Genomic DNA, 21,476 nt, shown 5'->3' on the forward strand with positions numbered 1-21,476 from the left:
AAGGCTTCATCCAAAACCTAACACCTAAAACTTGCACCTAACACCTTCACCATGTTTTTTATTTTTGATGTAGAGACCGTTCCGGATTTTGATTTCATACGCCGGGTACTTAATGACCAGGATTCTGATCAGGAGCTGTTACTGGAAAAGGCGAGTGAGGAATTAGCCAGAAATAAATCAGGTTTCCTTCCTCCTATGTATCACCGAATGGTTTCTTGGGTTGGACTTTGGATTGAGAATACCGGCGGACCTAAACAAAAAGTGGCCTGGAGTGGCGAGGATGAAAAGGAAGGTCTCAAACAGATTTTTGATGCAATAGGTACCTATAAAGACTTTGGCCTAATTCACCATAACGGAAAAGGTTTTGATATTCCTGTGCTAACCTACCGTGCGATGAAGCACGGACTACAAATGCCGGTTCGTATGCACGATTATGATATTCGCTACCGCTACAGCCGGCACAATGTAGACCTGGTAGATGAATTCAGTAATTACGGAGCTAGTTCCTGGCCCAAACTCAAACATTTGGGTCAGCTTATTGGCATTCCCTTCAAACAAACCGGGGAGGGAAATGAAGTGCTGGCGATGTTCCAACGGGGTGAACTTGACCTGATTGAGCATTACTGCTACGAAGATGTAATGGCCACCTATATCGTGTGGCTGTACCACCAATACACAGCAGGACATATTCCCGAAGACCAGTTCAATAACCTGAAAGACCGGGCAATGAGTAAGTTGGAAGAGATTCAGTCCGGCCCGCCTACGTAGATTCGCTACGACGCAGAGCGTCATAGCGAGGTGGTTTTTCATCATGAGGATGAAGCTTATGCTGATTAAGAATCAGCTATTTTTACTTCACCACTCGTTCTGACGCTCTGCGTCGGAACGAACTTACCCCCGATATACATCAATATCTACATATCCCGTTGAATCACAATTATAATCCCCATAAGAAGAATACCTCCAATCCGATTCTCTCCGAACCAATCCTGCTTTGACCGGATTGTAGTGAATGTAATTCAACTTTTGCTCCATAACTTCATCTGAAAATATTTGTTTTGGGTGAAAACCCTCCGCCCAAAGTTGATATTCCCTGTCTGTTCTATTGTTAACTCTTGCTTCCTTTAATCTATTTAACCAATACTTATTTCCATCTTCAATCATAGAATCAATAATCTGACGTGCCGTAAATGATTTAAATCCTGCAATACACTTAGAAAGATTATTTCCTTTCGAAATGAAATGTATATGATTCGACATAATCACATAAGCGTAAAGCTTGATTCTCCTCTCTCTGCTCAGAAAATTTAACCCATCTAACAAAATATCCCGAAATCGTTTTTCACTTAATAAGTTGTACCCATTGACGATCGATGATGTAATGAAATACGGGTATCTCTCATCTAATATTTTATATCGGCTTCTACCCATTTTCAATCTTTTTTATTGGTAAGAGCGATTGGAAGTCAATTCCTTACAGAATAATTTTCCTTGCCTTATTAGCCACGACGCAGAGCGTCTTAGCCAGAGAGTAGTTTAAATTCGGTAGTAGCTCGTTGGGCACTTATTCGACATAGCTGGTTTTTTCCCTCGTTCTGACGCTCTGCGTCGGAACGAACCCTTCTTACCATATTATACCACCCGGTCCGGGTCGCTGTAATCAGGGGTATCTCCCCGATAGCCAAAAATAGTTTTAATCAGCTTCACCGACCACTTGCTTTGGTTCTTGATATACCACTGATCGGCAGCGCGACGTGCCCCCAATCCCCAGCTGGGGTATGGGTGAATGGTATCCGCAATGCCCCGCATAGATACCCCGTTTTTAATCGCCACGGCATATTCAGAGATAAATTCTCCGGCATGAGCTCCCACTGCTGTAGCTCCAAGGATTTTACCCGATAATTTCTTAGCGAAGACTTTAACCAGGCCGGTAGTCTCTCCTTCAGCCACCGCCCGATCGATTTTGGAATAAGGAAATCGATAAACCTCATATTTTTCGCCTTCCTCTTTTAGCTGCTTCTCCGTTTTGCCAACATGAGCCAATTCCGGATCTGTAAAGGTGACCCACGACACCATATCTTTTTCAATCTTCATGGGTACTACTTTTAGCAGAGCTTTTGTAGCTGCGATCTTGGCCATATGCTCGCTCATATGGGTGAACTGATATCGTCCCGTCACATCGCCGGCGGCATAAATATTAGATTGACTGCTTCGGCAGGATTCATCTACTACAATGTTCCCTTTATCTGTTTTTACTCCGGCTGCTTCCAAGTTCAGTGAAGAGGTATTGGCTCTTCGTCCCGTTGCCATTAAAAGAGCATCCCCTTCAATCACTTTCTCTTCGCCCTTAATTTCAACCTGTACTTTAATTCTATTTCCGTCCTGCATCACCTTTTTTACTGAAGCGTTCAATTGGTAATTCACGCCCTGTTTCTTCAACTCATCGTGTAGTATGTCAACCAACTCCGGATCGTCATTCGCTAAAATTCGGTCGGCCATATCAATAATGGTAACTTCTGATCCCAGGTTTACAAAAGCCTGAGACATTTCCGTACCAATAGGTCCGCCACCGATAATCAGTAACTCTTCAGGTAAATCTTCTATCTCAAAAAGGCTTTCATTTGTCAGGTAGTCCACCTCTTCGATTCCATCTATCGGTGGCACAAATGCTTTGGCTCCGGTAGCAATAATGAAATATTTGGATGATACTGCTCTTGTTCTGCCATCCTTATATTCAATTTCAATGGTATGATCATCTTTAAAAGAAGCCAGCCCGTGAACCACTTCAATGCCCATGTCTTCAAAAATCTCCGGCCGGTCCGCATCGTGATACACTTCTTTGCGGACGTGGTCCACGTGTTGCATCACCTTTTTGAAATCGATATTCGGCTCGGCATCAATCAGCCCGTACTTTCCGGCATCTTTAATTTGGCAAGCCACTTTTCCGGCTTTGAGCAGGGTTTTGGAAGGAATACAGCCCGTCCATGTGCAATCGCCACCTAACCGGTCGGCTTCAACCATCATGGTTTTTGCTCCAAAATTAGCCGCTATCCCCGAAGCTGTTAAGCCGGCAGCTCCCCCGCCAATTACAATCATATCAAAATCATATCCAGCCATAAATCAATGTCTCCTTTTTAGATAGAGATGACCTAACCATCTGTATGCTTACTTCATTTCATACAATATATCTTTACTCATCATATAAAATGCAAGCACTTCGGAGATCAATAATTTACAGCCGGATTGATTAACTGATTTTGTTATGCACGCACTGTAGGCATGGGTTTATCGGAGTTTTCGTCTTCTTCCTTGTTTTTTCTGAGTACTGCCTGAGCAGAGGCAAGGTGTGCCACAGGTACCCGGAATGGGGAACAGGACACATAATCCAAACCGGTGTTGTATGCAAAATGAACGCTGGATGGATCTCCACCGTGTTCACCGCAAATTCCCACTTTTAGTGTTGAGTTCACCATTCTGCCCAAACGCGTTCCGGCCTGAACAAACTGCCCCACTCCTTCTTCATCCAACACCTGGAAAGGGTCCTGCTTCAGAATGCCCCTTTCAATATAATCCGGTAAGAATTTTGCGGCATCATCACGGCTGAAACCATAGGTTAGCTGTGTCAGGTCATTGGTTCCAAAGGAGAAGAAATCTGCTTTTTCAGCTATTTGATCCGCCAAAATAGCCGCTCTTGGTATCTCGATCATGGTTCCTACTTTGTAATCCAGTTCTACACCGGCATCAGCCAGTATCTCTTGGGCAACTCTGTCAACAACCTCCCGCTGGTTCACAAATTCCTCTACGCTTCCTACCAGAGGAATCATTATTTCGGGGAACACTTCCTTGCCTTGTTCAACCAATTCTATAGCCGCTTCAATAATAGCGCGGGTCTGCATTTCGGTTATTTCAGGGTAGGTGATTCCCAACCGGCAACCACGGTGTCCTAACATGGGGTTGAACTCTTTCAACTGGTTTACTTTCTGCAGGAGCTTGTCTGGTGTCACTCCCAGCTCGCCGGCCACTTTTCCGATTTCCTCTTTTTCCTGTGGAAGAAATTCATGAAGTGGCGGATCGAGCAGCCGAATAGTAACAGGTAGTCCTTCCATAGCCTCAAAAATTTCAGCAAAATCCTGCTTCTGGAATGGAAGTAAGTTGCTTAAAGCTGCAACACGCTCTTCTTTAGACTCCGCTATAATCATTTTACGCATAAAATTGACGCGACCGGGCTTAAAGAACATATGTTCGGTGCGGGCAAGACCAATACCTTTTGCTCCGTAAGAGCGGGCAACCTGTGCATCCTCCGGAGTTTCAGCATTGGTTCGGACTTTCATCAGCTCAATATCAGTTACCCAATCCATAAAGGTTTGGTATTCCTCACTGAACTCAGGTTTAGACAACTCTTTTTTACCCAGTATCACTTTCCCGGTATTACCATTCAGTGAAATCCAATCGCCTTCTTTTACCGTTACCTCTCCATTGGTAAACGATCGTGTTTTGTAATTGATCACAATATCACTGCAACCGGCCACGCAAGGTTTACCCCATCCGCGGGCCACAACAGCGGCGTGACTGGTCATCCCTCCTCGGGATGTTAGAATACCTTCAGCAGAAGACATTCCACCCACATCTTCCGGGCTGGTTTCAATCCTGACCAGGATAACGGGCTCGTTGTCCTTACCTGCTTCTTCGGCTTTTTTAGAATCGAACACAACTTTCCCTACCGCTGCTCCTGGAGAAGCCGGTAACCCGCTTCCCAGTATGGTATTTTCTGCCTGCTCCCCATCTTTAAACTGAGGATGCAAAAGCTGTTCGATGTGTTCCGGGTCAACCAGGTCCCGAATAGCTTCATCTTTGGAAAGGATCTTTTCTTCAACTAAATCGACCGCAATTTTGACTGCAGCAGCTCCTGTTCGTTTTCCGTTTCTGGTTTGGAGAATAAACAGGTTGCCATCCTGAATAGTAAACTCAATGTCCTGCATATTTTTATAATGCGATTCAAGACTTCCGGTATAGCTAACCAGTTCCTTATAGATCTCAGGATTTCTTTCTTCTAACTCTGCAATAGGGTTTGGCGTACGGATCCCTGCTACAACATCTTCACCCTGGGCATTCAGCAGGAACTCACCATATAGCTTTGATTCGCCGGTAGCCGGGTTTCGGGTAAAGCAAACGCCCGTTCCGCTTTTCTCTCCCATATTTCCAAACACCATAGCCTGCACGTTTACCGCCGTGCCTATTAAACCATGAATATTACTGATTTGACGGTACTTTATAGCTCGTGCGCTATTCCACGAATTGAACACGGCATTTATGGCAAACCGGAGTTGCTCCATGGGATCATCCGGAAACATGTGCCCGGTTATTTTTCGATAAATCGCTTTATACCGATCCGTTAACTCCCGTAGGTGAGATGCGGTCAATTCAAGGTCTTCTTTAACGCCCACTTCTTTCTTCAGCTTCTCAATAGCTTCTTCAAAATGATCGTGGGTTACCCCCATCACCACATCCCCAAACATATCAATAAACCGGCGGTAACTGTCGTAAGCAAATCGCTCGTTGCCCGTTTTTCTGATAATCGCTTCTACAACTTCATCATTAATTCCAAGATTAAGAATAGTATCCATCATTCCCGGCATGGAAACGGCGGCACCCGATCGTACCGAAATCAACAAAGGGTCCTCTTCATTACCCAGCTTTAAGCCCATCTCGGTTTCAATATGTTTAACCCCTTCCCTAACCTGATCAATCAGGTTTTCGGGCCATTCCATTCGGTTGTCAATTGTTTTCTTACATGCCTCTGTAGAAATGGTAAATCCGGGAGGAACCGGAATTCCGATGGTGCTCATTTCAGCAAGATTTGCTCCTTTACCCCCCAACAGATGTTTCATTTCTCTATTTCCATCTGTGCTGAATTTACCGAAGCGATAAACAAATTTTTCAAAATTAGCCATAGCAATACCTCTCTGTACTTTGTGATTATAAACAAGGCCTTTTGCCCGGCTGATGTACCGACTTCATTCAACCCAGCCTCTAAGACCGAACAGTTGTAGTATTCAAAAGTAATGTGAAGGGTTTATGTATATGGCTCAGAAAAGCGATGAAGAGGCTCTTTCAGCCCGGAAGTTCGTTGGAATCTATTTCGGGAGCCACATCTTCGATCTTATTTTTAACTTTTTGATAGGTTGACCAGGCCCCATAGCCAATCATCATTACCACCACCCCATACACCCACCAGGGTACATTTTCGCCGGCAATGATTAAATACAGATAAGCGGATATGAAAAAGAACGTAGAACTCAGTGCCGGTAAAACAATCGACTTTTGCTGCCGGTAATTCTTTACTAACCAGCCGATACTCAGCGTAAAAAAAGGAATCGCTCCTACATAAATACTCCCAAAAATTATGGGGTTCACCCCGTAATCTTCCCCCAGAGTAAAAAACCATTCCTTTGCAATTTCAAAAAATTCAGCCATAGATCAGCAAGTTTTAAATTGTGTAATAGTTGCGAACGAATATAGACTAATTAGCCTTGTTTTGATGATATTAAGCATTAAATTCTTACCGTATAATACGAGATAATGCATTGAACAGATTTAGAAATTACATATCTGTTGCTTTTTTGCTGCTTGCAGTAGCAGGATTGCTTTCTTCTATGGCTCACTACCATAGTGATGGCTTGGAATGTCTGCATCATGCCAACGAACAGCATTATACCGAATCTGATCCCGTTTGCCCGGTTTGTACGATAAGTTCTTACACTTCGGATACAAATCCGGCACCTTTCATTCACATTTTGGAATATCAGGAAGTGCTGATTTCGGTAATGGATTTCCACTTTTCCGATGAACCATTCACTCCTCTTCTGGGTCGTTCCCCACCCGCATTGATTTAAGTAAGCCACTAAATCCGGCCGCATTTTGGCCCGTTATATTATTTACCAACTTATTTAAATCATTTTACCCATGAAAAAAGTATCCTTTTTATCAGCGGCTAAAGCTGTATTAACACTATTTATTTTCGCAGGAATTTTAACCGCATGCTCAAACTCTACCTCTTCAGATGACCATGAACACGGGGATGCTGAAGGGTTCCGTTTAAAAATGAATGGACAAACCATCGTAGAACAACTTCCGGAACAGGATCTTACCGGTGAATTTGAGTTAGAACCCGGTCAGGAGACTGACTTAATCACCATTTACTTCATAGATCATGATGGAGAAGAGTTCCAGCCTGAGGAAGATTCATATTCCCTTGGCCATGAGTTTGAAGAGTCTGGTATTGCAGAATTTGAACAACATGCTGAAGACGGAAAATGGAGTTTTCATCTTCATGCCGAAGCTGAAGGGATTACGGATCTGAGACTTATGCTCATGCATAATGGTCATGATGATCTCACCTCCCAAGGTATTCACGTTCATGTTGAAGCATCTGGACAGTGAAAATACGTAGCTTAATACTGTTACTCGCGGGAGCTTTCTTTTTAGGAAGTGCTCCCGTTGAGGACAGTTATTTATTGTCCGGACTCATCACAGATGCTGATACCGGCGAGCCCATATCCTTTGCCTACGTTCATATTGAAGAACTAAACCGAACAGCCGTAGCTAATGCTGACGGCAGATATGAAATTAAAAACGTACCCGCAGGGAACTTTACTCTCTCTATCCATAGGATAGGGTACCGAACGCAAACTCAGGAAATCAGCATTAAAGAAGCTGATGAAGTAGTTAACATCCAACTGCGGCCTACCGTCTTAGGCTCTCAATCCGTAGATGTGGTTGGAGAGCAGGAAGATCTTGAAGGATCAAATCTTGAACACGCCTCAAAAAAAGTTTTTGGATCCGACCTTCGCAGAAATCTCGGAAACACCCTTTCTGAGACTTTATCCAATTTAGCAGGTTTTGATGAACGTAAAATGGGTTCAGCTCCCGGTCGGCCGGTAATACGGGGACTTGGAGATGAACGCGTTTTGATACTACAAGATGGTATTCGGTCCGGTGATGTATCGGCCCAATCTTCCGACCATGCCGTGACTATCGATCCTATTTCAGCACAGGAAGTTGAAATTGCGCGGGGACCTCAGGCATTGGCTTATGGAGCAAATGCAATCGGGGGAGTAATTAATGTCGTGCGAAATCAAATTGAAACCACGGTTCCCTCAAAAACAACCGGCAGCGTAACGCTGAACGGAGAATCTGTAAGTACCGGAATTTCCGGGGCTATCGATGCTACTGTTCCGTATAAAGATTTTGCCCTCAGCTTAAATCTCAATGGCCGCACCGCCAGTGATGTTGGAACCCCATTGGGTCAAATTGAAAATACCTATTACCGTTCAACCAATGACGCCGTCGGGTTGAGCTGGGTGCAGGACTGGGGATATTTAGGAGGAGCATTCAGCACGTACCTCAACAATTACGGGATTCCGCCTGATCCCAACGGTCATCCCAATGGAGTGGATATTGAGATGGAGAAATTTCAGTATGATTTCAAATCGGAAATTCTCGTTCGTAATGATTTCATCCAGGTAATTGAAGGCGATTTTTCCATCAAAAATTATACCCATCGTGAAATCGAATCTAACGGATCACTGGGCACTCAGTTTGGCCTGGTTACGACCAATGCCGAAGTAAAAGCAACGCATAATTCGCTTGGTTTCCTTGATAAAGGCACGTTTGGAGTATGGGGTGAACTTGAAGACTATGCAGTGATAGGAGCAAGTACACCGGATGCCAACAGCTATAAAATCGGTGCTTATATCATTGAAGAGAAAGACATCAATAAATTACACCTTGAAGCCGGTCTTCGCTTCGATTGGGTACTGAATAAGCCCTTGGAAAATGATCCAAATTCAAGCATTGGTAATATCAGGGAACGATCTTTCCCGGCATTATCGAGTTCTTTCGCTGCTATTTATTCATTAGGAAAAGGTTTTTCTGCCGGTACAAGTTTGCTTCATTCATTCAGAGCACCTTCACTTGAAGAACTGTATTCTGAAGGGCCTCACCTTGCTTCCTATTCTTATGAAATTGGCAATCCTGATCTTGAACCGGAACGAGGCTTGGCTAAGGAATTATTTCTCAGGTACCAGTCAGACAAAGCCAGTGCTGAGGCTGCCTTATTCCACAATTCCTTCAATAACTATTTGTATGCCAGAGATACCGGCCAAAGAAATAACAGCCGGCCTGATTTAAACAATTATCAGTTTGTGGGAACCGAGGCTGTATTGTACGGGGCTGAGTTTTCAGGCGAATACCAGTTTCTCCTGAATTTTGTAATCGATGCATCCATCAGCTACACCCTTGGAGAGCGAAATGTTTCTGAACAGGAACAAGCCACATCAGGTTATAACGGTGACACCCGACCCCTTCCTCAAATTCCTCCTTTCAAAGTGAAATCATCTCTTAAGTATGCCAAAGGTGGATTTGAAATAGGAAGCAGAGTTAGGTTTTCAGCGGAGCAAACGCGTACCGGTGAATTCGAAACCCCAACCGACCGTTACCTGTTGGTAGATGCTTTCTCTCAATACCGGTTAGAAGGTGGAAAGCTTCTGCATACCTTTTCGGTGAATGTGAACAACCTGCTAAACACTGAATATTATGATCACCTTTCCCGTATCAAAGACCTGAGACCACAGCCCGGCATTAATGTAAGCCTGCTCTATCGCCTCTATTTCTAACAAGCCCTGAAAATAAAAGCCCTGGAAGGTTCAGTTCCAGGGCCTTAGCTTTAGGTTTCAGCTTTAAGGAGTAAAAATCGACTAACTGTTAGGGTATAAACATTAATCTCACCTTTAAGCTGATTACAAGAGTAACCGCAACGGGATTTGTTACACTTTTTTTTAAAAAAATTTTCTCCCCCTTCAAATCACTGCTTTTCAGTATTTTACGAGTGAATTTTTTCAGGCTGAATAAATTTATTTTAAGATTTTGATAAATCTCTGTGAGTCTATATTCTCCAGCGAATAATCATTCATAAAAATAGCCCGTGACTTACGTTAGCTTTTTGGAGACTCCCATCGGTTTTCTCCGCATCCTGTCGAATGGTGATGGTATCACTGAAATCAAATTCATGGATTTTGACGGGCCTGAAGATCCTGATGTTCACACCGAATCTGCCAAAACTCAACTCCGGGAATATTTTGAAGGTCTTCGGGCCTCTTTTCAGTTAGAGCTGCTTCCACAGGGGACCGGGTTTGAGCAAAAAGTCTGGAAACAGCTGCTGGAAATTCCACAGGGGTCAACCACTTCCTATGGGGCTATTGCAAAAAAAATTGGGGATGAAAAAGCATCCCAGGCAGTAGGTAAAGCAAACGGTAAAAACCCGATAGCCATTGTCATTCCCTGTCACCGTGTAGTAGGGGCTGATAATAAACTCACGGGTTATGCTGGCGGTGCAGAGCGAAAGGAGTGGCTCCTTAAGCATGAAGGTGCCCTTCTGCTATAACTATTTTTTACGGTGAAATATCCCGCTAACCATTACATTCCGTCCAATTCTTTCAATCATCCTTTCACACTATGAAATTTTTATCCTCACTTTTTTTATTGATTGCCACCTTTTCAGTGCCCGTACTGGCACAAATGCCGGATGCTCCCAACCGTTCGGAAGGAGAAGGTCCGTATGAACGATTGATCATCCGCGGGGTGAACCTGATTGACGGCACCGGCTCTCCCGCTACCGGTCCGGTAGATATCGTGGTTGAAGGAAACCGAATAGCATCTATCCAAACCGTCGGCTATCCCAATTTACCTATTAACGAAAACCGACGACCGGAAGCCGATGAGAATACAAAAGTAATTGACGCTGAAGGCATGTTTATGCTCCCCGGCTTTTTCGATATGCATGCACATACCGGAGGTGGAGCACAGGGAACAACTCCTGAGTATGTATATAAACTCTGGCTGGCTCACGGCATCACTTCCATCCGGGAACCGGGCTCTTTTAACGGAATGGACTGGACACTCCGCCATAAAGAGAGAAGTGAGAAAAATGAAATTACAGCCCCCCGAATTTCGGCCTGGATAGGGTTTGGCATGGGGCACGACGGTCCTATCACTACTGCGGCACAAGCCCGTAAATGGGTGCAAATGATTCACAAAGAAGGAGCCGATGGCATCAAGTTTTTTGGGGCTTCCCCAAAGGTATATGCTGCTGCAATTGACGAGGCAAATAAACTCGGACTGGGTACAATGACCCACCACGCGCAGACCCGGGTGGTTTACAATGACGCGCTAAAGTCGGCACAGCTGGGGCTTACCTCCATGACCCACTGGTATGGGCTGCCCGAATCCATGTTTGAAGACAGAATCATCCAGGATTACCCGCTCGACTACAACTACAACAACGAGCAGCATCGGTTCGAAGAAGCCGGAAATCTGTGGAAACAAGCCGCAGCTCCCGGTTCTGAGACCTGGGAATCGGTGATGGATGAAATGATAGAACTCGACTTCACCCTGAATCCAACTTTCACTATTTACGAAGCTAATCGTGACCTGAGTGCCCAGCGCCGGGCCGACTGGCATGAAAGATATACGCTTCCCTCTTTATGGAAGTTTTATGCCCCAAGCCGCATTTCCCATGGTTCATACTGGATTGAGTGGGGTACCGAACAGGAAATAGCCTGGAAAGAAAACTTTGATCTGTGGTTGCAGTTTGTGAACGAATACAAGAATAAAGGCGGTCGTGTTACTCTCGGCTCTGATGCAGGCTACATCTACAAATTGTATGGCTTCGGGTACATTCAGGAAATGGAGCTTTTCAGAGAAGCCGGTTTCCACCCGCTGGAAATCTTTCAATCTGCCTCCTTAAAGGCAGCGGAAGTGTTGGGTGTGGATGATGAGCTTGGAACCATTGAGGTTGGAAAACTCGCAGATATGGTAATTGTTGACGCCAATCCTATGAAAAATCTGAAAGTACTTTATGGCACCGGTGCTATTTATGTGAATGGTGAAAACCAGCCCGTTCGCAAGGGCGGCATTCGTTATACCATCAAAGACGGAATTGTTTTTGATGCCAAGGAGCTACTCAAAGACGTAGCTGAAATGGTTGAAGCTGCTAAAGCCGAAGAAGATTTCGAAATTACTCAACCCGGTTTAGACTGGTAAAGAAAACCACGGAGTTCACCGAGCAGCATTGAGCTTTTCTGTGCACTCCGTGGTTTAGCATTACATACCCGGCAGCAACATTACCGCATTTTGCACCATACGGCTGGGCCCAACCCAGAACATGCGGTACTGGGTGTTATCCAACAGGAACACCACTTTCCCGCTTCCCATGTTTTCTACCGCCGCAAAAGCTTTTCCGGCTGCTTTTTCTTTATTCTCTTCGGAGGCATAACCCGAAGCCAATACTTCATCCGCTTCTTTCACATAGTATCCTACCGTTTGGTATGAGGTTGAAGGCACAAGTCCATCATCACCAAATTTCAATGAGTAAAGCCGCTCCGGCATTCCAAAAGCCAGCGGGTTTGTATTATCAACCATCGCTTTGAAAGCAGATCCCGGAATGCGCTCAAGGCCAAATACATCCTCTCTGTTTGCATACTTGGTGTACGCTTTCGGGTCAACCTTAGTGGTATCTTCATTCTCTTCTTCAAAGAGTTCCACATCGGTAAAACCTGATTTATCTTTGGTCAGCCATGAGGCACTCCCTTCCGTACCTATCAGTACCCCTCCGCGACGTACCCAATCTTTCACAGCTTCCATTTCATTTTCGCCCCAAACGCTGCTCAATCCACCCCAGGCTCCAGGCATCAGAATTACATCGTATTCATCCAGATCGCTGCTTGAAAAACTTCCCGAGCGAATCCGGCTTATGCCCAACTCGGTCCACTGATCAAATAAAAACCAAAGCTGACCTGCAGTGTAGGAACTGAAGGGAGAATCTACCATCAAAGCTACGTTGGGTTTCTCTACGGGCTGGCTGTCGCCGGATGCCAAATCCATTCCTTTACTCATCCGTCCGGTGTTAAATCCTTTCACCACAACATTGGCTTCTTCTGCAATTTTCTGCATGTCGGAGGCCATGCGGTCTCTTTTCTCATAATTTCTTCCCACCAACACAATAAGCGAGCCTTCTGAATAAGACTTATTCCCATCATTAAAACTGCGGCGTGCGCTGCGGACGTTATAGTCCATATCCCACAGCTTGGCGAGTGCTTTGGGTGCATGCCGTTGTTCCCAGTCAATCACATAGGCATACTGCGCACCGGAATTCTCCAGTCCGGATTCATACTCTAACTCTTCGGTAACCATTTCCGTGGAGGCCCCGACACCCCGTGTTGTCCACGCAGCGTCCAGGTTATAGGCAAGTGGCACCGACCATGTAGCCATGTCGTACATAACCGAATCTTCAATTTCCATCTGCTTTCTGAACAGGGTGTTGATGAATAAATGCTTAGGTTGATCGGTCTTGATAACGAAATCGCCGGCGGTAAATCTTCTGTTGGAGGAACTTCCATCCCAATAGCTGTATGAATCCCGTTGCGTGAAGTCCTCGGTAGCCTGCTCAACTTTCACCCCGTGCTTCAGCATCAGGTTTACCACCTGGTAGGTGTAGTCGTTTTCGTTATTTGGCAGAATGTAGGCTTTTGTATTTCCTTTTTGAGCCGACTGTGAAACCGATTCCTGAAAATAACCCAACAATCCCTGTTTATTCTCAACAGCCGTCTTTACGATGGAAACTCCATTGGTGTAATGATCAAAAACCCGTTGCCGGAGAGTCAGCACATAGCCATCATCGGTTTCAACTGCACGTCCGCCCCGACTGTGGCCTCCCTGTTCAGCCAGCATCCCGATTCCTCCCATAATACTTGGGTAAGAGGAGCCATATCCCGGATAAAAGAAGTCAAAAGCTTCACGGGTCGCATAATTAACACTGGCCTCATCCAGTTCTTCTATTAAACCGCGGCCGAAAGTATCTGCCCATTTATCGTATTCAGACGGTAGCTCCAGGTTTCTGGGAGTGGTACCCGGCATGGCAAAATAGTTGTTATTAAATCCCTGCTCGTGAAAATCCATATGCACCTGGGGCATCCATTGCTGGTAAGCGGCAATTCTTCCCTTCGATTCAGGGTGAACCAGCCATACCCAATCACGGTTCAGGTCAAACCAATAGTGGTTTGTTCGACCTCCGGGCCAAATTTCATCATGCTCCAGATCATCTGCATTCGTATTAAGTACATTTGCCCGGGAAGATTTGTACCAGTACACATACCGGTCGCGCCCGTCCGGATTAATCATCGGGTCAATAATAACTACCGAATTTTGCAGCCAATTTTCCGTTCCCTGATCGGCTCCGGCCACCAGTCGGTATGCGGTTTGCATTGCTGCCTCACTGCTTGATGGCTCATTCCCGTGCACATTGTAGCTGAGCCACACAACCACCGGTTTATCATCAATTCCGGTGGATTCAGGGTTATTCGCCAGCTCAAGATTGGCCTGCCGGATTGACTCGATGTTGCCCTGATTTTCCTCCGAGCTGATGACAGCATAATACAATCCCCGCCCTTCATATGTAGTGCCGTACTTGTGGAATGTCAATCTGCCGGATTCTTCAGCCAGCTGTTTAAAGTAATCCATCACCCGGTGGTGAAAAGTATATTCCTCACCCAGTTCATATCCCAGGAATTCTGCAGGAGAGGTGATCTCTGAATCATAACTAAGGTTGGGGTGAAACTGGAACCGTTCGTAGGCAAATTCATCCTGGGCTAATGCCTGGTTTGACGCCAATAAAAAGAAGCCTGATACGAAGAGAAGTTTTAGCAGTGATTTCATAGTGTGGTTTTTTAGCGTTCAGCGGTCAGATAACTGATGGCTTTGTATTTAAAGTTGGCCTTATAATAAGAGTATTCCGTTAAGAATAAAGTCTTTTGCTTTTTGAGGATTTATCTCAATTTTGAGATATGAAAAAAGCGCTAAAAGTTTTTTTAATATTTGTTATATCTGTAGTAATTCTTGCAGGAGTCGCCGCCTTCATTGCCTCCACCTTTTTGACCACTCCCCTTAAGAAAGCCCTTACTGAAGAATTCAGTCGCCAAACCGATCAGGATTTCATCCTCGATTTTTCCGCCTTCGATATCAGCCTTTTGCGGCGTTCTATTACGGTTGATTCTATAGTAGTTCGCCCCGATAGTGCTTCTCCTCACATCAGAAAAATTTCAGCATCATCGGTATCCATCGCAGGAATTCATTGGTTTAGCCTAATTAATAAACCCTTTCCAAATTTTGAACGGATTATTATTCAGCAGCCTGATGTAGAACTCTATTCCCGCGACTTTTCTTCTTCAGCATTTGCCAACTCCGGGAATAACCCCACCGATGATATAACAAAAAAACTAGCCACTTTTGATTTGATAATTAATAAAGGGAAAGGCCGAATCATCAGGCCCAACAAGCAGGAAATTTTTCGGGTTGATGACATTTCCGTTGAAGCCAGAGACGTAAACATAAACGAGCTTCTGGATGGTTCTCAGCTTATTTTTATGGATAATTTGATCATCAACGGCTCGGGTTTGCGACTGTCGATGGAGAAGAAACTGTACGAAATAACAGCCGGTGATTTCAGCTTCAACAAAAAATCCCAGTATGCCTCACTGGCTGATTTCACCCTTACTCCACTCGCCCCAAAATACCGGTTCTCTGAAATCAAAAACCGGCAAATCGATCGAATTGACTTAAACATTCCCGGTATAGAATTCATCGGCTTTGATATGGCATCCCTGGCGAACCAACACTTCGAACTGGACTCGCTCCACATTTCAGGAGCGCGCATGGAAGTATTTCGGGATAAATACAAAGAACGTCCACCCGGCATTCACCCCAAACCCTTGCTCTATGAAATAGCCACCTCAACGGATTTCTCTTTCGGATTGAATAAAGCCGTTATTTCAAATGCCAATATCACCTATGAAGAGCATAAACCTCCGGCTCAAAAAACCGGAAGCATTACGTTTAATAACATCAACGCTTCGATACAGGATTTCAGAACAGAAAGCCACCCAAAATTTAGGGAGGACTCCCTCAAGCTGGATGTAGAGACATTGTTCATGAACACCTCAAGAATGACCTTAGACGTTCGATATGCCACCTTTGACAGAAACAACACCCACACGGTAACCGTCAACCTGGATAGCTTTGACCCAAAGGAAGCAGGCGATATGCTGCAAAACGTAGGCTTTGTAAAAATTGAAGACGGACTGATTGAAAGCCTTAACGCCAACTATTCACTTAACTCTAAGTCAGCTTTCGGAGATGTGAGATTACTTTATCGGGATTTGAAAGTGTCCTTCCTCAATAAAGACAACCCTGAAAAAACCGGATTGAAACAGCAGTTTGGAGATTTCATCGCCAATACATTTGTGCTGAAATCAGATAACCTTGGGGAAAATGCCCGGACTGGTGAAATCAGTTTTGAACGGGATATTGAAAAGTCGATTTTCGCTTATTGGTGGAAGTCTTTGTTAGATGGAATTAAAGAAGTGATCAAATAAACCCATGAAAACCAACCTCACCCCTCCTGTCTTTGAAGATGTAAAGGAAGCTCGGCAACGAATTTCCGAACATATACACCGAACCCCTGTTTTAAACAGCAAGCAGGTGAACCAGAAAACGGGCGGTCAAATTTTTTTTAAATGTGAAAACTTTCAGAAAGTCGGTGCTTTCAAGTTCCGGGGCGCAAGCAATGCAATTTTTTCTTTAAGTGATGATGAAGCTGCTAAGGGAGTGGCTACGCATTCTTCCGGAAACCATGCACAGGCATTGGCTTTAGCTGCCAAGCTTCGGGGAATTCCTGCATACGTAGTTATGCCTGAAAATGCTCCAAAAGTGAAAGTGAAAGCTGTTAAAAACTATGGAGCCGAAGTTACTTTCTGCGAATCCACCCTGGAGGCCCGCGAATCCACCCTTGAGAAAGTTGTAGCTCAAACCGGGGCCACGTTCATTCATCCCTATGATGATGCAAGAATTGTAGCCGGACAAGGTACGGCTGCCCTGGAATTGCTGGAAGATCATCCCGACCTGGATATGATTATAGCTCCTGTGGGCGGCGGTGGATTATTGAGCGGAACCGCATTAGCCGCTAAATCCATTAAGCCTGATATACAAGTTATTGGAGCCGAACCTGCAAATGCTGACGATGCCTTTCGCTCATTCCAAAAAGGCGAGCTTATTCCCGTTAAAAACCCGGACACGATCGCCGATGGGCTTCGAACTTCATTAGGAGAACTACCCTTTTCACTAATCCGAAAGTATGTGGATGACATTGTAACCGTCCCTGAAGAATCTATTATTGAAGCAATGCGCTATGTGTGGGAGCGCATGAACATGATCATCGAAGCCTCCTGTGCGGTGCCTGTAGCGGCCGTTTTTGATGGAAAGGTAGATGTGAAAGGGAAGAAAGTGGCCATTATCATTACCGGTGGAAATGTAGATTTGGATAACCTGCCGTGGTGATCACTTTCTCAATCGGTCAGACAACATAGTTCGTTTAAGAAATAAGTCTATCATTTTCTTTTTTACGATGTGAAACAATTCCCTGCGTAAATTCGTCCTTAGGTAAACAATCTATTGCCATGGGAAAAAAAGAAGACAACAAAACACGCTCTTTCACTAACGATCTGGACCGCAATTTTGATGATGATCACGACCCGGATTTTGATTTAGACGAATACATTCGCCGGCAAAGTCAGCCCACCGCACAAATGCCGCTACAGGAAGAAGCAAAAGATCCTGATCGCTACCTTTTCAAAAATGGTGTCCTCATATTCATCGTATTTGCTGCGGCTTTTTTATGGTTTAATAGCTGGAGTGATGCAGAATCCTGGAGTTCCATTTTTGGTGGTAATGATCAGGCCGCTGAGGTAACAGCCGGAGTTCCGGGTCTCGATCAACCTGAAATTTCCATACCGGAGCCTCCTCAGGTTCCATCGGCACCCGGGGTTGAAGCTCCACCCGCCCCTCCTGCTTCTTCACTGGATATGACTATTACAGAATATTTATCTGTACTGCAGGATCGCGGCTATCTTGGGGATGAAATCTCGGGGTTTTCGGCCCGACAACTTTATGACGCCAATGTCCCTGTTTCTTATCTCGATGAACTTCAGAATGCCGGTTTTCTGGAAAACCTCTCCTTCGTTTATATCACCAACTATTTCCAAAACCAGATTCCGCTAACCTATCTCGAAAGTCTGCATGATGCCGGTGTGTATGAAGAGCTTTCGTTTGTGGATGTGACCGCTTTTTACAACGATAACATACCCACTGAGTACCTGGTAACCTTAAATGAAGCCGGATATCTTGAAGACTTATCTTTTGTGTATGTAACCAATTTTTATAATGCCGGTGTAACCGTTGAATTCCTGGATCAGCTGAAAGAGCAGGGGCTTTATGAAGATCTCAATTTCCTGGATATCGTTGATCTTTATCAGCGGGAAAACAGCGACGGTTAAACCTATTGAGTAATCGACTATGAAAACAAAGTATAGAAACAGTGAAACAGATCCTGATTTTGATCTGGATGAATATATTCGCGAGAAAAGTCAGGAACCTGATAATGTTGCCTTTCAACCCTTGCCTCCGGAAGATGCTGATGGGACCATGTTTAAAAACGCCGTACTGATTTTCATGGTGTTTGCAGCATCATTCCTTTGGTACCACGATTGGAGTCCTGCCCAGGCCTGGTCTTCCGTTTTTGGGAGTGATCAGCAAAGTGTGAACGTCAATATTCCCGATATCAACATTAATATCCCTGATATTGACATTCCTGAGATGGCTCCTTTACCGGACTTTAATTTTGAAGGAGGTTTTGCTGATTATTTAGTTGCCATAAATGATGCCGGCTTGGATGACATCTATTCGAACTCAGGATATCAGGCCTTATACCAAACCGGGGTGCCTATCGAGTACCTGGAACAGCTAAACGAGGCCGCGTATCTGGAGAATGACTTCTCCTATTCTGCCGTCATTGGTCTCTATAACAGTGGTGTTCCCATGGATTACATTAATGGACTGAACGATCTAAACTTGCTGGATGAATTCTCCTATTCAGCAATTATTGGATTATATAATTCCGGAGTTTCTTTAGACTATATTTCCAGCTTGAATGAGGCAGGTTACCTGGACGACTTTTCATATTCCGCAATAATTGGTCTCTATAACGGAGGGGTTTCTATCGATTACCTAAATGCCCTAAGCGAAAGTAATTTTATTGATCAATTTTCATATTCAGCTGTTATAGGAATGTACAATGGTGGGGTAAGCATTGATTATCTGAATCAGCTTTCTGAGAATAATTACCTTGATCAATTCTCCTACTCAGCAATCATCGGGATGTACAATGCAGGCGTAACCGTAGATTACATAAACGGGTTAGCTGAAAGAGATTTGCTGGATGATTTGAACTACTCTGATATTATCAGGATGTACAATACGGACAGGTAAAGTTTTTTAAGCTACAAATTCTAAATGGGCAGTGAGCAGTGAGCAGTGAGCAGTGAGCAGTGAGCAGTGAGCAGTGAGCAGTGAGCAGTGAGCAAGATTTGAAATTTGCAGCTTGGAATTTGGAATTTGGAATTTGGAATTTGAAGCTTGGAGCTTGGAGCTTGGAGCTTGGAGCTTGAAATTTAAATAACCTTGGGTTGGTCTAAATCCCTGAACTGTAATTCGTACAAATGACTGTACAGCCCGTTTTGGCCTATCAATTCAACATGGGTTCCCTGTTCCACAATCTTACCTTCATCCAGCACCAGGATTCTGTCAGCATGCTGAACCGTGGATAAGCGGTGAGCAATCACAAACGTGGTTCGGTTGGTCATGAGTCTCAATAAAGCCTCCTGAACCTGGGCCTCTGATTCGGAATCCAAAGAAGAAGTGGCTTCATCCAATAATAGAATAGCCGGATTCTTAAGAATAGCCCGTGCTATAGCCAGCCTTTGGCGCTGCCCGCCACTCAGTTTCACTCCTTTTTCACCAATTAATGAGTCGTAACCGTTTTCGGTTTGCATGATGAACTCATGGGCATTGGCATCCCTGGCAGCTTGAAGAACTTCTTCTTCGGTGGCATCCAGTTTTCCATAGGTGATGTTCTCCCGAATGGTGGTTCCAAACAAATGCACCTCTTGCGGTACTATAGAAATATGTTTGCGAAGGGATTTGAATTTCACATCCTGAATATTGGTGCCATCCACATAGATACTGCCTTTCTGAGGATCATAGAAACGGGGAATGAGATTGAGCAATGTTGTTTTACCCGCCCCGCTTGGTCCCACCAGGGCAATGGTTTTACCAGCTTCAACTTTAAATGAGATCCCTTTCAGCACCTCTTTCTCTCCCTCATAACTGAACCATAGGTCTTTCACTTGCACTTCCCCATTTACTCCTTCGATGTCATGAGCATCAGGGTTATTCTCTATTTCGGGGGTTTCTTCAAGCAGCTCAAAAATACGCTCTGATGCCCCTGCTGCTGTATTTACAGCCGTATATAGTCTGGAAGTTTGACTAATGGATCTTGAAATGTTCAGGGCATAGATAATGAAAGCAACTAAATCTCCGGCAGTGAGCCGATCAGCCAGAACTTCCTTTCCTCCATACCAGAAAATGATCACCAAAGTACTCATAAACATAATGCCGACACCCGACCAGAAAAGCTGAGTCAGTACCATCTTGCGCCTGGCCGTCTTAAATAATTTCTCAACTGCGGTTTGATATCGGCCTACCTCATAGTCTTCCCGTACAAAAGCTTTTACCAGCCGAACAGCCCCGAGGGCATCTTCGGCAACGGCTGTGGAATCGGCAAGTTCATCCTGAATGTCTTTGGAGAGATGGCGAATTTTCTGCCCGAAATAACGGGTTGCAAGTGTAACGAAAGGCACGGTCACAAAAATCACCATACTTAAACGCCAGTTCAGAACTACCATCAACGAAACCGAGCCAATCAAAGAAAAAGAAATGGTGAGTAATTGAGGCAGTGAATCCGTCAATGCCGTTCGGATGGAGCCTACATCATTTGTTAACCGCGAGGTGATTTCCCCCAGTCTGCGCTCCGCAAAAAACTTGAATCCCAGCCGATGCAGGTGTTCATACACTTTTTTTCGTAAATCGGTGACCACCCGCTCACCCACCCATTCCAGGTGATAATTCCCAAAAAATGAAAACGCAGCTTGCAGTATGAACAGCCCAAACAAACCGATAGCCAGCCAGTTCAGCAGTTCGTTATTGCCGGATTCAAATACCGCGTCCAGTAATTCACGAAGTCCTAACGGAACTGTGAGCCATACCGCTGATGCCAGTAAAGTAACAACCGTCGCCGCATAGAAACGAAGCCGGTACGGTTTGCTCAGCGCAAATATCTGCTTCAGCGTTTGCCAAAGCGATTTTATGGATTTATGATCGTTCTCGGATTTCTTAGTCATGGGCTTGGTTTGATGGAATCAACAATAAAGCACCTGTTTTTGGTTTCCGCAATAGTATCCAAATATCGTGCCGCA

16 protein-coding genes are annotated in these 21,476 nt (G+C 44.7%); 10 read left to right on the forward strand and 6 right to left on the reverse strand.

Annotated elements, in window-relative coordinates:
* Positions 1–51: 51 nt before the first annotated feature.
* Positions 52–768 (forward strand): ribonuclease H-like domain-containing protein, encoded by a 717-nt coding sequence (locus tag NM125_RS01870; RefSeq protein WP_255132285.1) that lies wholly within the window; start codon positions 52–54, stop codon positions 766–768.
* A 123-nt stretch (positions 769–891) separates the two neighbouring features.
* On the opposite strand, the gene NM125_RS01875 is transcribed toward NM125_RS01870, so the two are convergent.
* From NM125_RS01875 to NM125_RS01890, 4 genes are all read right to left on the reverse strand, one after another.
* Entirely contained in the window at positions 892–1,431 is a 540-nt protein-coding gene (locus NM125_RS01875) for an REP-associated tyrosine transposase (protein ID WP_255132287.1), read from the reverse strand.
* A gap of 201 nt (positions 1,432–1,632) precedes the next feature.
* Positions 1,633–3,117 carry a dihydrolipoyl dehydrogenase family protein gene (locus tag NM125_RS01880; protein WP_255132289.1) on the reverse strand — a complete coding sequence of 495 codons (1,485 nt, stop codon included), beginning with the start codon at positions 3,115–3,117 and terminating at the stop codon, positions 1,633–1,635.
* Positions 3,118–3,260: 143 nt separating this feature from the next.
* A complete protein-coding gene (gene ppdK, locus NM125_RS01885) occupies positions 3,261–5,951 on the reverse strand; it encodes a pyruvate, phosphate dikinase (RefSeq protein ID WP_255132291.1) in 2,691 nt (896 codons plus the stop codon).
* A gap of 160 nt (positions 5,952–6,111) precedes the next feature.
* The gene (locus NM125_RS01890; protein ID WP_255132293.1) at positions 6,112–6,474 is read right to left on the reverse strand and encodes an ABC transporter permease family protein; all 363 of its coding nucleotides are present in this window, start codon (positions 6,472–6,474) and stop codon (positions 6,112–6,114) included.
* Between the two features lie 110 nt (positions 6,475–6,584).
* Here NM125_RS01890 and NM125_RS01895 point away from each other — a divergent pair, with 110 nt between their 5' ends.
* The 5 genes from NM125_RS01895 to NM125_RS01915 all read left to right on the forward strand — a co-directional run bounded on the left by NM125_RS01895 (position 6,585) and on the right by NM125_RS01915 (position 12,099).
* Positions 6,585–6,893, forward strand: coding sequence for a hypothetical protein (locus NM125_RS01895; protein WP_255132295.1), 309 nt, complete (start codon positions 6,585–6,587; stop codon positions 6,891–6,893).
* A gap of 70 nt (positions 6,894–6,963) precedes the next feature.
* Positions 6,964–7,440, forward strand: a complete 477-nt coding sequence (locus tag NM125_RS01900) for a hypothetical protein (protein ID WP_255132297.1) — start codon at positions 6,964–6,966, stop codon at positions 7,438–7,440.
* On the forward strand, positions 7,437–9,674 hold the full coding sequence (locus tag NM125_RS01905; RefSeq protein WP_255132299.1) for a TonB-dependent receptor: 2,238 nt from the start codon (positions 7,437–7,439) through the stop codon (positions 9,672–9,674). Before NM125_RS01900 ends, NM125_RS01905 begins: the two co-directional genes overlap by 4 nt.
* 308 nt (positions 9,675–9,982) lie before the next feature.
* Entirely contained in the window at positions 9,983–10,441 is a 459-nt protein-coding gene (locus NM125_RS01910; RefSeq protein ID WP_255132301.1) for a methylated-DNA--[protein]-cysteine S-methyltransferase, read from the forward strand.
* 71 nt (positions 10,442–10,512) lie between these two features.
* Complete coding sequence (locus NM125_RS01915) at positions 10,513–12,099, forward strand: amidohydrolase family protein (RefSeq protein ID WP_255132303.1); 1,587 nt, start codon at positions 10,513–10,515, stop codon at positions 12,097–12,099.
* Between the two features lie 60 nt (positions 12,100–12,159).
* On the opposite strand, the gene NM125_RS01920 is transcribed toward NM125_RS01915, so the two are convergent.
* Complete coding sequence (locus tag NM125_RS01920) at positions 12,160–14,769, reverse strand: M14 family metallopeptidase (RefSeq protein ID WP_255132305.1); 2,610 nt, start codon at positions 14,767–14,769, stop codon at positions 12,160–12,162.
* Between the two features lie 128 nt (positions 14,770–14,897).
* On the opposite strand from NM125_RS01920, the gene NM125_RS01925 reads away from it, so the two are divergent.
* The 4 genes from NM125_RS01925 to NM125_RS01940 all read left to right on the forward strand — a co-directional run bounded on the left by NM125_RS01925 (position 14,898) and on the right by NM125_RS01940 (position 19,431).
* Positions 14,898–16,484 (forward strand): AsmA family protein, encoded by a 1,587-nt coding sequence (locus tag NM125_RS01925; RefSeq protein ID WP_255132307.1) that lies wholly within the window; start codon positions 14,898–14,900, stop codon positions 16,482–16,484.
* 4 nt (positions 16,485–16,488) lie between these two features.
* Positions 16,489–17,445: a pyridoxal-phosphate dependent enzyme gene (locus NM125_RS01930; RefSeq protein ID WP_255132309.1), complete on the forward strand. Its 957-nt coding sequence runs from the start codon at positions 16,489–16,491 to the stop codon at positions 17,443–17,445.
* Between the two features lie 119 nt (positions 17,446–17,564).
* Positions 17,565–18,440, forward strand: a complete 876-nt coding sequence (locus tag NM125_RS01935) for a hypothetical protein (protein WP_255132310.1) — start codon at positions 17,565–17,567, stop codon at positions 18,438–18,440.
* A gap of 19 nt (positions 18,441–18,459) precedes the next feature.
* Complete coding sequence (locus NM125_RS01940; RefSeq protein WP_255132312.1) at positions 18,460–19,431, forward strand: hypothetical protein; 972 nt, start codon at positions 18,460–18,462, stop codon at positions 19,429–19,431.
* A gap of 182 nt (positions 19,432–19,613) precedes the next feature.
* Here the strand turns inward: NM125_RS01940 and NM125_RS01945 are convergent, their stop codons facing one another.
* On the reverse strand, positions 19,614–21,401 hold the full coding sequence (locus NM125_RS01945; protein ID WP_255132314.1) for an ABC transporter ATP-binding protein: 1,788 nt from the start codon (positions 21,399–21,401) through the stop codon (positions 19,614–19,616).
* Between the last annotated feature and the right edge of the window lie 75 nt (positions 21,402–21,476).

The sequence above is a fragment of the Gracilimonas sediminicola genome, assembly GCF_024320785.1.
Taxonomy (GTDB): domain Bacteria; phylum Bacteroidota; class Rhodothermia; order Balneolales; family Balneolaceae; genus Gracilimonas; species Gracilimonas sediminicola.